This window comes from Aliiglaciecola litoralis (assembly GCF_039523355.1).
Lineage (GTDB): Bacteria > Pseudomonadota > Gammaproteobacteria > Enterobacterales > Alteromonadaceae > Aliiglaciecola > Aliiglaciecola litoralis.
The window spans coordinates 324555-337472 of sequence record NZ_BAAAFD010000002.1; the positions used below are offsets into that span (position 1 = coordinate 324555).

Sequence of the window (12918 nt, forward strand, 5' to 3'; positions counted from 1 at the left end):
TGACGTTAGTCCTTCAGCAAAAATTGAGTAATTCGGTAAGACTTTCTATTCCGATGTGTTTTTTTCGGATTGAATCTATGACTCAGCTTATAGGATGATTTTTACATATATTTTTCGATTAGTTAAAAAATGGAAAAATTGGCACGATGCTCGCTTTGTAAAAAGTCATAGTAAAATTAAATAGTTTAATATTAAGGAACTAGCCATGTTTATAGTCAAATATTACGTATTAGCTGCATTGGCAGCTTTAGCCATGACCGTTTGGGTAGATAATCTTTATTTTAAACTCTTTTTCGCATGGATATGTGTTTCATTGTCATTGGTTAGCACTGCTTATATTTTTCAAGCACCAGGAATATTCAGAAAAAAAACGAATGGATCTATTCCCTTTTACATTCGATGGTTGTTTATTCCTTTCCTACTAGGCGCTCAGCTATACAATGCATGGTCTAGAAAAAATGACTCAGTACCGCCTATACAGAAAATTCGAGATAATTTATTTTTAGCCGCTAGGCTTTTTCCTTCAGATGTAGACACTCTTAAAAATGAGGGCATCACCGCCATATTGGATGCCACTGCAGAGTTTGACGGCTTAGACTGGACCGCCGAAAGTGAGCACCTGCAGTATCTTAATATTCCTGTGCTCGATCACCAAAGTCCAACTGCATCAGAATTACAGCAGGCCATCAATTGGATCCAGAATCAGATAGATGATGGTGGTAGCGTTGTAGTGCATTGCGCTCTTGGTAGGGGGCGCTCAGTACTAATTATGACCGCCTATCTCATGAGCCTCGACAAAAACCTAAGTGCTGAAGAAGCTGTTGCTGAGATTAATACCACCAGACAGACTGCAAGGTTAAATTCTCATCAACTTAAAAAGCTAAAAACAATTCACCAAGCAGGTGAGCTGCACGTAAAAGAACATTTAGCGATTGTAGCTAACCCAGTGGCCGGTGGTGGAAAATGGTCAGAGTATAAAGAGGAAGTGTTGCAGCGCCTCTCACCTCACTTTGACTTAACCGTATATGAGACCACGGAGGATTGCAACGCTCAAAAAATGGCCTTGCAAGCACTTGAAGAAGGCGCTGATTCAATTATGGCGTGTGGAGGAGATGGTACCCTGACTGAAGCGGCCTCAGCCCTTGTTGGTACTGATTATCCGTTGGGAATAATGCCGCTAGGAACCGCCAATGCATTTAGTCATGCTCTATATGGCGTAAGCACCAAAATAATCCCAGTTGAAACTGCGTGTGACGCAATTATTGCCGGATTGACCATGAAGATCGACACCGCAACTTGCAATGACGAGCTTGCGCTAATGGTGGTAGGGATTGGTTTCGAGCAAGAAATGATCAGCCAAGCGGATAGAGAAAGCAAAAATGAGAGCGGTCAAATGGCTTATTTAGGTGCACTGTATGATGCGATTGAAACCAATCAATCGAGCACATTAACCATTCAATTAGACGATGCAGACCCCTTCACAATTGAAACAGGCAGCTTAATTATAGCGAATGCCGCACCTTCAACTACGGTCTTAGCGCAAGGTGCAGGGAATCCCGATGTGAAAGATGGATTGTTAGACATAACTTGGCTACCTAAAACTGAATCTACAAGTGAAACTATAATAAATTTGGCTGAATTGGCGATGCGTAGCTTGTCTGAATCTAAGCCGGATAGTCAACACCATGAGGATGCGATTCAACATCGACATGCAAGCTCGATTACGATTGAGAGTGATAGTAAAGGACCACTAAAGTACGTTATTGATGGTGAAAATCGCGAAGCCGAGAAGATTAGGATTGAAGTGAACCCTCTCTCATTGACAGTATACTGTTTACCCTACTAGAGTTTTTTAATGTGATAAAACAGTAATGATATGAAGTAATTAGCGACAATATTAGGTATATCTATCCTAAAGTCCGATTTAGTCGGCACTCGTCACCTTGAGTTTGAAATATTTTCATCCTTATCCAATTTTTTCATGCTTAAACTGGAGTTTGAGTCCGTTGTGCAGTACTTGTCTTTGGCTAAATCCGTTTATATTTGCCTAACAGACGCACCTCCCATTGGATTATGCAAGCTGGTCTGCGTCTTGCACCTATAACGTTAGTGATGTGGCGTCGCCCTTCCATTTTTAGCAACAAAGGAGATGAATATGACTAAGCCAGTAAGAAAAGTAGAAAAAGTAACCGACATCATTCGTGTATTAAATGGCGGTATAAAATTCTACGAGGAAGCGATGGAGAAAGTCGATTCTCATGGTGCGAAAACAGTTTTCGGCAGAATGGTGTCTGCCAAACGCTCTTCAGTAGAAAAGCTTCAGCCATTTGCCATAGCTGAAAACGGTGAGTTCGAGAAAGACTCTGACATGGCTGTCGATTTTAGGAACGCTTACACGAAAGTGTTATCAAAATTGACTTCCGACAACGATCATACCTATGTCGAGCAACTCGAAGAAGTTGAGGATAAAACGAGGGCAGTGATCCACGAAGCATTAGAAATAGATCAACCTAAAGCGTGCAAAATGGCACTGATGAATGTTCTCAACACAGCGAATGAGACGCACAGTCAGATGAAGTCATTGCAACAAACTACGTCATAATTTTGGTGTAAGGTTTCAGTTAAAAGGCCACCTAGTGGCCTTTTTTTATTGCCCCACAAAGACTAATAAGCCAACACAGTAAACAAGGGGAAATGGTCACTGCCGATGTAACTAAGTCGCTTAATTTCCACAAGTTTAAAATGGTTGCTATGAAAAATATGATCCAGGGGCCATCTTACAAATCGATATTCGGCGTGAAACGTATTAAACATACCTCGCCCAATCCTAGGGTCTTTTAATCCGGTTGATTTTCTAAAAGCTAAGGTTGTAGGAGACCATGCAACATCATTCAAATCACCTGTAACAATTACTGGACCATTCAGATTTTTTATACGATTAGCAACTAAATTCAATTCGTGGTCACGTTCAGTAGCGTGTTCATTCTCCGTTGGACTCGGTGGCGCAGGATGCAGGAAAAACGCGTTAATTGCCTCGGCACCTTCAACTTCTAGCTTACATGCAACCGAGGGGACCCCCTCTTCTATCAATTCACACACTTGCACATCACATAATGGTAGTTTGCTATAAACATGCATCCCATAAAGGTTTTCCAGAGGCACAGGGACTCGATAAGGAAATTGTCCGTGCAGTTGGCTAAGTTGTTCTTGCCACCATTGGTTTGTTTCCAACGTTACAAATACGTCTGGCCGATACTCGTTAACTAATTCAATCAGTTTGTCGGTTTGGGTGTTTTCCATCAAAACATTAGCCGTCAATATTCGCAATTGCCGGTTAGGTGGAGACATTACTTTTTCAACTTCGGGAGAAACAAACCCAGTATAAGGTAATATCCATTTTAACTGCCAAATCAAGCATCCAATATTTGACCACAGCAAAACGAGTAACCCTGTATCGTAGTCTTGAAATAGCAATATCGCACAAATGTTGACAAACAATAGCGAAGCTATTTGCACTCGAGGGAATTCCCAGCCTCTAACCACCCAATGATTAGACGGAAATAGAGGCAACAGACTCACAGTGACAAATAGCAAGGTTGTCAGTAAAAACAAATAAAACACGTTACATCCACGTTCAATGAATTGCAGACAAGTAACTTGGCAGAAAGTTACTTTCTAGCTCGGTAAAAAATACGCTTAACGTTTAGCGATGATCCATACCGCGTGGACAATTCCAGGAATGTATCCAAGTATCGTGAGTAAAATATTGATCCAAAAGTGTTTGCCAATACCTTCTTGTAAAAATACGCCAAGTGGCGGCAATATAATTGCGATAATAATTCGAATAAAGTCCATTATATACTCCTTTGAAACAGTGAATTGTGAGGCCTGGATACGATCTTACCCTTACGGTGCCGTAATCCAGCATTAATTATAAATAGCTAAGTATCTGCTATACCTTAAGCATAAATAGCGAAAAATGCCATGCTTACCAACACCTAATTTTCGTTATTTATGTTTCTACCGACTTCGAATATGGTTTTCTAATGTGCGGTTGGCACTGTATTTGCTCCATTTATTGAAACTCCATAAGTACCTATCGAAATAGTAGGGACCACATTAAATGTTCGATACTTTTAAGGCAACAATATGCAAGAGAAACGTCTAACATTCATCTCAATACGATCTTTGAGCATCATTTTTTGTAGTTTAATACTGCAGGTTTGCAACGTGAATGCGCAAGTAACGGATAGCAGCAAAAGTTTGTTTTCGCAAACAAGTGAAATGAGTAAAGAGTTATCCGTTTACTGGTCTGAATTTGTTGCAGCTTTACCACTAGCAACAATTGGCCTTGTCATTGCATTAGTGATGTTAATGCTTGCAAAACCATTGTCTTCGCAAATGATTAAACCGATTTCTTATATCAGTTCAAGTATTTTGATCCAGAAGGTTGTCAGGCGTATTTTTAGCTTGTTAGTTATATTGCTAGGAATCTATATATTTCTGAGACTTGCTGGACTCGAAGAGTTTGCCATTGCCATTCTCAGTGGAACAGGCGTCGTTGGTCTAATAATCGGTTTTGCCTTTAAGGATATTGCGGAAAACTTCATCTCAAGCTTGCTACTTAGCGTTCAAAAGCCATTTAAAATTGATGATGTGATAGAAGTTCAGGGTCACATGGGAGTTGTCAAACAAGTTACTGCTAGAGCAACAACGCTGGTCGATTTTGATGGTAATCACATACAGATTCCTAACTCTACTGTATATAAAAATGTTATTCGCAATATGACTGCAAATCCTAAATGCCGTGGATATTTCGTCATTGGTATTGGTTATGACTCGAGCATAATTAAAGCCCAACAATTAGCGATGGATACACTTAAAGAAACCTCTGCGGTGCTCAGTGATCCAGAGCCTCAGGTGTTAGTGGATATTCTTGCGTCTTCGACTATCAACCTGAAAATCTATTTTTGGGTCAATATTCATGAGCATAGTCTTTTGAAGGTAAAGTCACTGCTGATGCGAACCATTATGCGTAGTTTTGAAAAAGCCGGAATGAGTATGCCAGATGACGCCAGAGAAATTATTTTCCCTCAAGGTATCACCGTTCACCAACACGATGAAAAACGCGCCGCGCCAATTGTTGAACAGGAAAAAGAAGAGCCTAAACCTAAGAGTAATGAAGAGGATCTGATTGCTGCTGAGGGACAAAAAGTTGATCTTAGTAGTGACGCAGAAGATATAAGAGAGCAAGCAAAGCAGGCTCGAGATCCCGAGCAAGGCGAAAATATACTTTAAGAAAAAGAACAGGAGTTATTTTATATGAGTCAGTTCGAACCAACGGAATTTGTCGAGTGGTTAAGACAAAAGCACGGCGAACAAACAGAGTTTTTGCAGGCAGCTGAAGAGGTAGCACTGAATCTCAAATCAATGATAAATGACTCCCCAACTTTTAAAAACAACAAAATATTGCAAAGATTAGCGGAACCTGACCGCATCATTTCGTTTCGTATAACATGGGTAGACGACAACGACGAAATTCAAATTAATAAAGGCTGGCGTGTTCAACAATCAAATGCATTAGGCCCCTACAAAGGCGGCCTGAGATTTCACCCAACGGTAAATGAGTCCGTGCTTAAGTTTTTGGCTTTCGAGCAATGTTTCAAAAATGCCCTGACTGACTTGCCTATTGGCGGCGGTAAAGGAGGGGCAGACTTTGATCCCAAAGGGCGGTCTGACAATGAAATAATGCGATTTTGTCAGGCATTTATGATGGAACTACACCGTCACATTGGTCCAAAAACGGACGTTCCTGCAGGCGATATTAACGTGGGAGCCAAAGAGATTGGGTATTTGTACGGCCAATATAAACGTATCAAAAATGAGTTTGGCGGTTACCTAACGGGCAAAGACATCGAATTTGGTGGCAGCCATGTGCGGACCGAAGCAACGGGATTTGGTGTGATCTACTTTTTGGAGAATGTCCTTAAACATCACAACGTAAACCTTAAAAGCAAACGTATTACGCTTTCCGGGGCAGGAAATGTTGCAACTTACGCAGCTCAAAAAGCAATTGAAGAAGGCGCTGTGATTGTTTCCATGTCTAACAGTAAAGGGACGCTCTCGGTGGAAAAAGGGTTGAGTTCAGACGAATTATATTGGCTCAAAGCTCACTCAGACAAAGACAATGTATTGAAATCCTTCGCTGAAGAACATGACTCCGCTAATTGGTTAGCAGACCAAAAACCTTGGCAACTTGAATGTGATATTGCTGCACCTTGTGCAACACAAAATGAACTTGATGAACACGATGCCAAGTGCTTAGCCAATAACGGATGTAAATTCACTATTGAAGGCGCCAACATGCCGTGCACGGCAAAAGCAGTGAATGTGTTTAAAAAACACGGAGTAGTTCACATTCCAGGCAAGGCTTCTAATGCCGGAGGGGTAGCAGTATCCGGTTTGGAAATGTCCCAAAACGCTGGATTTGAGCGCCGTGGATTTGCAGAATTGGACAGTCAATTGCAATCAATCATGCAAACCATTCACGACAAATGTGTGGAGTTTGGCAGACGGCAAGATGGCACCATTGACTATGCACTTGGAGCCAACCGCGCAGCGTTCAATCGACTCGCTTCGGCATTAGTTGCTCAGGGCGTTTGATACCCAATCAGCCGCATACTTTAAACAATCCCCCTTTTTAACACATGCCGTCATTTCTGCAATAGCGCTGGCGGCAGCCCAGAGAATTTAAAAAGACACCCATCTTTACGAAACAATTTCCAAAGACAATCATGAATTTAAAAAGACACCCATCTATACGGAACAATTTCCAAAGACAATCATCACTCCCAAATTACAGAATTACAGAGACATCCATATTTAAATATTTTTATAGAATCACGACAAAACAAACAAATCGGCTTGATCTCACTCTTTAAAAACAAATTAATTCCAGCTTTAACGATGAATAACTTGGTCTAACAGCCTTTTACTGAGACAATCCAATCTCATCCTACTTATCATCTGGTTACTTATGAAACTTTTAGTCCGTAATTTATCTCGTAAAACAACTGAACAAGATATCAATAATCTATTTTCTGAACTTGGAACAGTCGAAGAATGTAGTTTGGTTTTTGATCAAATAACAGGGCAATCCAAAGGATTTGCATTTGTAGAGATGTCGAATGACGCCGAAGCTAACGCTGCGATAGCTGAATTAAATTATAAAGAGGTAGACAAAAGTAAAATACGCGTCAAGTTAGCGCAATAGACTTGGTTGTGTTCAACGTTAAAGATGAGAATGCCCACCATATCCCACTTTTGAATTAGCTCTGGACAATCGTACCACATTGCCCTTTTAGTCCAGCAGTAACATAGACTCCTATCCAAGCTTTCAATCCAATTTGCTAAAAAAAGTTCCTTCTTCTAGGCTTAGTTAAGGAAATAAAACCAATGGATGGTGATTTATGCCTCAGGCACGTAAAGATCAAATAAGTTTATTTGATACTCCTTTTTACCACTGTGTTTCACGCTGCGTTAGGCGATCGTTTCTATGTGGAAAAGATATCTATTCAGGACAGAGCTACGAGCATCGGCGAAGCTGGGTTGAGAATCGCCTTTTATTTTTATCCGACATATTTTCCATTCAACTTTGTGCTTACGCGGTAATGAGCAACCACACACACGTTGTGGTTCACGTGGATAAAGAGATAGCATTATCTTGGACAATTAATGAAGTATTACTGCGTTATCATAGGTTGCATAAAGGGACCCTATTAACCCAGAAATACATGAGTGGTAACGAGCTTAGTTCGGGTGAATACGTCAGTTTTATTGAGACCGTCGAGGTTTACCGGGCTCGTTTATACAATATAAGTTGGTTTATGCGCGACCTTAATGAGCATATTGCTCGCCAAGCGAACAAAGAAGATAATTGTTCTGGTCGATTTTGGGAAGGTAGATTTAAGTCCCAAGCTTTGTTGGACGAAAGTGCACTGCTATCTTGTATGGCTTATGTTGACTTAAATCCTATACGAGCCAAGATAAGCAAAGCGCCGGAAACGGCCGAGTTCACCAGCATTAAAAAACGCATAGAAGCGGTTAAAAATAAGGGGAAACAGGCATCAATACTCATGCCTTTTATAGGTGGCCAACGACAAAGCAGACGAAAGGGTATTGCTTTTAATTTAAACGATTATTTTGAACTTGTGGATATGACAGGCCGATGTATTCGTAATGACAAAGCTGCCTATATTGAAAATACTCAAAACCCGATTTTAGAACGTTTAGGATTGCACTCTAACCAATGGCTGAGTTTAAGTATAAATTTCGAAAAGCATTTTTGCTACGCCGCTGGTTCAGAGCTGGTGATGAACAAATTTAAATCACATACCAACCATAAACGGTTGCGGGGTATGGGCCAGGCAAGAACCATACTCGGCCATTCTTAAGCCCCCTCCCCCAACAACCAGCTCTTGGCACCTGCAGGTGCTTTTTGTTATGGCTGTATATATGGAATTTTATTACTTTTAAACAAACTGAACCTAGAATAAGCTAATTCACAATCCGAACCCCGACTTTTACCTCACTAGAATTCATTAGACTCTAAACGAGTTAACTCATGTAGCATGGCTGTCTTGATAAATAGTCTGGCTTAACATGACTGTCTTGATAAATATTGATAAATATTTGATAAATATCTAGAAAACATGGGTGTCTAGATAAAACTATTAACCCAGAAATACATGAGTGGTAACGAGCTTAGTTCGGCTGAATACGTCAGTTTTATTGAGACCGTCGAGGTTTACCGGGCTCGTTTATACAATATAAGTTGGTTTATGCGCGACCTTAATGAGCATATTGCTCGCCAAGCGAACAAAGAAGATAATTGTTCTGGTCGATTTTGGGAAGGTAGATTTAAGTCCCAAGCTTTGTTGGACGAAAGTGCACTGCTATCTTGTATGGCTTATGTTGACTTAAATCCTATACGAGCCAAGATAAGCAAAGCGCCGGAAACGGCCGAGTTCACCAGCATTAAAAAACGCATAGAAGCGGTTAAAAATAAGGGGAAACAGGCATCAATACTCATGCCTTTTATAGGTGGCCAACGACAAAGCAGACGAAAGGGTATTGCTTTTAATTTAAACGATTATTTTGAACTTGTGGATATGACAGGCCGATGTATTCGTAATGACAAAGCTGCCTATATTGAAAATACTCAAAACCCGATTTTAGAACGTTTAGGATTGCACTCTAACCAATGGCTGAGTTTAAGTATAAATTTCGAAAAGCATTTTTGCTACGCCGCTGGTTCAGAGCTGGTGATGAACAAATTTAAATCACATACCAACCATAAACGGTTGCGGGGTATGGGCCAGGCAAGAACCCTACTCGGCCATTCTTAAGCCCCCTCCCCCAACAACCAGCTCTTGGCACCTGCAGGTGCTTTTTGTTATGGCTGTATATATGGAATTTTATTACTTTTAAACAAACTGAACCTAGAATAAGCTAATTCACAATCCGAACCCCGACTTTTACCTCACTAGAATTCATTAGACTCTAAACGAGTTAACTCATGTAGCATGGCTGTCTTGATAAATAGTCTGGCTTAACATGACTGTCTTGATAAATATTGATAAATATTTGATAAATATCTAGAAAACATGGGTGTCTAGATAAAAATTTTATGCAAACTCATCCTACTATTTCTATACTGTTTATTGTAAAAGTTACCATTATTCTTCTCCCTAAACACATCGATATTAAAATATACTAAAAATATCAATGAGTTATATTGTGGCACGCAACTTGTAAAGAAACTAATACTGTGGTGTTTGCGCACTCAATCCTAAATTTAAGCATGAGTAAACAGGTAGGAGTAGACCTTTATGAGTTTACCTGAAATGAAGCCGACGTTAGAAACCCCAAGCAACAAGGGTATCGTCAAATCGATTATTAGTCTTTGTCATCAAGGCGATCTTTTTTATCAAAAAATTGCAATGATCGTAAAAAGCTATTCTTTGAAAAAAGTATGTTTTGAAATGGCCAAGCATTATCAATATTTAGCTGACAGAATGAACAGAACTGCCACTTACAACAATCATAAGAAACAACAGGATAAAGTGTCACAATTCCACATTGAAAAAGTTTATGACGCAGATATCGAGCAAATTGCCACTCAAACTGGAGAAGAGACTATTGTAGCTTTAAGTAAAATGGAGTACCAAAACTTATCGGCTTTAAAGGATTCTATCCAGCAGATTCAAGATCGCAATATAAAAAATCACTTGTCTGATATTGCAGCACACATTCAAACAACCTTGGATAAGCTAAATACATTAGCTGAATCCGCTCTGAAGAACGAATACTCTAAACAATAGGAACCTTATATCTATGGATATTATTGCGCTAGATAAATTCTGGCAACTTATCAATGAGAAGCTACAAGGCTGGCTAGAATCGGGCATCAAACATTTGCCTAATTTCATTGTCGCTATTTTATTAGCTATGATATTCGGTTTGATCGCTAAATATGTTGGCAGAGTAGTGCAGAAAGTTTTACACCGAACACTTGAGTCTGAGCAAATTGCCGATTTACTTGCTTCAATCATTAAAGTTTTAGTGCTCATTGCTGGGCTCTTCATCGCCTTAGAATTTTTAGGGTTAACCGGCACAGTAACATCACTTCTAGCAGGGGCAGGTATCATCGGCTTGGCCTTAGGTTTTGCCTTCCAAGACATGGCTGAGAACTTAATCGCTGGTATTGCCATGGGGATCCGGAAGCCATTCCAGATAGGAGACGTGGTTGAGGCGGACGACGTTTTTGGTACCGTAAGAACCATCAACTTGCGTAATACTTTAGTGGAAACTTTTTTTGGCCAAATAGAAGTTGTCCCAAACAAAATTCTCTTTCGTAACATTTTAACCAACTACTCAACGACAGGGGTAAGAAGAATAGAGGTTCCTGTGGGTATCTCCTATGCTGATGATCCTGAAAAGGCAGCTGAAGTAATTGTAGAAGCTATAAACGCCTGCGACTTTGTTATAAAACAAGACGAAACCGCCGTTTTTGCCAAAGAGTTCGCGGACAGTAGCATTAATTTGCTGGTTTGGTTTTGGATTGATTATCCTGGCCAAACTGGCTTTATGAAAGCCAGACACACAGCGGTTGTCGAAATCAAAAAAGCGCTAGAGAAAGCAGATATTCTGATCCCGTTCCCAATCAGAACCTTAGATTTTGGAGCCAAAGGTGGAGAGAAATTAAATGCCATGTTGTCTGAGAAAAAATCGGACGGATCTGAGCAATCTTCTGCATCGACCAATGAAAAGTACGGTGAGCCTGACACTAGCTCAGGCTCAGACACGGCTAATGGTGATTCTGAGGGAGAGAACTGATAGCGCTTAAGAGGTATAGAAACACGGAAATAAACCGCGTATTTTAACTATTAAATACGCGGTTTTCTATTTGCGATAGGTGCAGTCACGTCAATGGATTTAGTTCGGGGATCGCTTTCGCTTAAGATCCAAACTGTCTTGCAATACGACGATATGCTCAGGTAACTTTTTTTCAAACTCTGGGTGCCAGCGCCAATAATGTGTGTGGGTAAATAATCGTGGAAATAAGCCAGGAAAAGCAGCCTCAACATCAATATCTTTGATAGGCAACAACCCATTTGTTTTTTCCGATTGGGTCTTCCCGCAAGAGTAAGGAGCAGAAAACGCGTTTTCCACTGGACCTGAAACAATGTCTCCGCCAAAAACCCAGAAAGGCTTCGAGTAGATATTAGTCCAACGTGTCAGACAAAATACTGCACTATGGTGCAAGTATTTACGTTCACCGGTTTGATAGGTGTAGTGACCATTTTCTTTGACAGGGGGAAGTGTGGGATATTGCCTATCCAATTTGCGGTCCGTAAATTCCTGAGCATGCTTAAACAACAAAAAATCAGCATAGGTCAAAGGGCTGCCAATGGTAACTAGGTCGGAAATAAGCCAGGGACAATGCGCAGCTCGGTCATTTTCGACATCGGCGCAGTCTAATTGTAGCTGACGGAAAAGTGCGTACTGTAATCGCTGATATTCTTCGCATTCCTCTTCAACAGACAAAGTTTCCATTTTTTCAATCAAAGTCAAAGCAGGCTTCGACAATTCAAGTGGTTCACCCTGTACATTCTTAAATTTATTATTTTGTGCCCAATACTGAGTTAACACGTCATAGGCGATGATCGAACCTAAACTGTGGCCGACTAACACAATTCGATCATATTTCCCCGTAGCTGCTATGTTTTTCAGTAAGTCCACGCCTCCGTCGCGAATAGCCTGTCTTACTCTTATATTACTGGGTGACGCCATCACATATCGGGCAACATCGCCAAGATAGCTGACAATTTTTACCAATAGCGCACTAAGCACAATTACGATCAGCGGCTTAATCAAGCTAACAAGAAGTGACTTGCTAACATCAGGCGCAGTCATCGAAGATTGATTTAACGGATCGGCAATAAACCAGGTTAACGCGAATATGGCCGCAATTAAAAACCAAACCAAAAACAATAATCTTTGGAGCGGTTTTGGAAAATCTGATGGCTTTCTCAATAAAACCGAAAATAACCACGCTTTGAGATGCTCAGTGCTGGTGCCAACCGTGTGATGCGCCCAATAGTATTCGTAGAAATCGACTCTTGAAGTCTGTTTATTCTGCCCCTTAATTGTTGCGTAATCAGTGGTCAGTCGACGATGTTCAAAGGATCCTGATATTTCACTGGGTTTATTCCAATACCGTGTGTTGTCCAGTGCTTTGTCTTTAACCCAAACACTTTTAACAAACTCTCTCACTGTGTCCATAGGCCGTTGCTCACCTATTCCGTGAACCAGCACCACCGCTTGTTTTTTCATGTATCCATCGTGTAGGGGCTA

General features: G+C 40.6%; 11 protein-coding genes and 1 pseudogene. 9 read left to right on the forward strand and 3 right to left on the reverse strand.

Features of this window, described 5'->3' with window-relative positions; translation table 11 throughout:
• The first annotated feature begins 205 nt into the window (after window positions 1–205).
• Together ABD036_RS05110 and ABD036_RS05115 are read left to right on the forward strand one after the other, a co-directional pair.
• Window positions 206–1846 (forward strand): diacylglycerol kinase family protein, encoded by a 1641-nt coding sequence (locus tag ABD036_RS05110; protein ID WP_343857164.1) that lies wholly within the window; start codon window positions 206–208, stop codon window positions 1844–1846.
• Window positions 1847–2155: 309 nt separating this feature from the next.
• A complete protein-coding gene (locus tag ABD036_RS05115; protein WP_343857166.1) occupies window positions 2156–2602 on the forward strand; it encodes a ferritin-like domain-containing protein in 447 nt (148 codons plus the stop codon).
• 62 nt (window positions 2603–2664) lie between these two features.
• On the opposite strand, the gene ABD036_RS05120 is transcribed toward ABD036_RS05115, so the two are convergent.
• Entirely contained in the window at window positions 2665–3621 is a 957-nt protein-coding gene (locus tag ABD036_RS05120; RefSeq protein ID WP_343857167.1) for an endonuclease/exonuclease/phosphatase family protein, read from the reverse strand.
• A gap of 75 nt (window positions 3622–3696) precedes the next feature.
• Window positions 3697–3855 carry a YqaE/Pmp3 family membrane protein gene (locus tag ABD036_RS05125; RefSeq protein ID WP_343857169.1) on the reverse strand — a complete coding sequence of 53 codons (159 nt, stop codon included), beginning with the start codon at window positions 3853–3855 and terminating at the stop codon, window positions 3697–3699.
• A gap of 429 nt (window positions 3856–4284) precedes the next feature.
• Between ABD036_RS05125 and ABD036_RS05130 the strand changes: the two genes are divergently transcribed.
• The 7 genes and pseudogenes from ABD036_RS05130 to ABD036_RS05160 all read left to right on the forward strand — a co-directional run bounded on the left by ABD036_RS05130 (window position 4285) and on the right by ABD036_RS05160 (window position 11397).
• Window positions 4285–5298, forward strand: a complete 1014-nt coding sequence (locus tag ABD036_RS05130) for a mechanosensitive ion channel family protein (protein ID WP_425542555.1) — start codon at window positions 4285–4287, stop codon at window positions 5296–5298.
• Between the two features lie 24 nt (window positions 5299–5322).
• Entirely contained in the window at window positions 5323–6663 is a 1341-nt protein-coding gene (gene gdhA, locus ABD036_RS05135; protein ID WP_343857173.1) for an NADP-specific glutamate dehydrogenase, read from the forward strand.
• A gap of 373 nt (window positions 6664–7036) precedes the next feature.
• Window positions 7037–7273, forward strand: coding sequence for an RNA recognition motif domain-containing protein (locus ABD036_RS05140; protein ID WP_343857175.1), 237 nt, complete (start codon window positions 7037–7039; stop codon window positions 7271–7273).
• Window positions 7274–7469: 196 nt separating this feature from the next.
• Window positions 7470–8453 carry a transposase gene (locus ABD036_RS05145; protein ID WP_343857177.1) on the forward strand — a complete coding sequence of 328 codons (984 nt, stop codon included), beginning with the start codon at window positions 7470–7472 and terminating at the stop codon, window positions 8451–8453.
• 276 nt (window positions 8454–8729) lie between these two features.
• Window positions 8730–9407 (forward strand): annotated as a pseudogene (locus ABD036_RS05150) (transposase); the annotation flags it as partial.
• 483 nt (window positions 9408–9890) lie between these two features.
• Window positions 9891–10382 carry a hypothetical protein gene (locus ABD036_RS05155; protein WP_343857179.1) on the forward strand — a complete coding sequence of 164 codons (492 nt, stop codon included), beginning with the start codon at window positions 9891–9893 and terminating at the stop codon, window positions 10380–10382.
• Window positions 10383–10395: 13 nt separating this feature from the next.
• Window positions 10396–11397 carry a mechanosensitive ion channel family protein gene (locus tag ABD036_RS05160; RefSeq protein WP_343857181.1) on the forward strand — a complete coding sequence of 334 codons (1002 nt, stop codon included), beginning with the start codon at window positions 10396–10398 and terminating at the stop codon, window positions 11395–11397.
• 99 nt (window positions 11398–11496) lie between these two features.
• On the opposite strand, the gene ABD036_RS05165 is transcribed toward ABD036_RS05160, so the two are convergent.
• Window positions 11497–12897, reverse strand: coding sequence for a hypothetical protein (locus tag ABD036_RS05165; protein ID WP_343857183.1), 1401 nt, complete (start codon window positions 12895–12897; stop codon window positions 11497–11499).
• Window positions 12898–12918 lie beyond the last annotated feature (21 nt).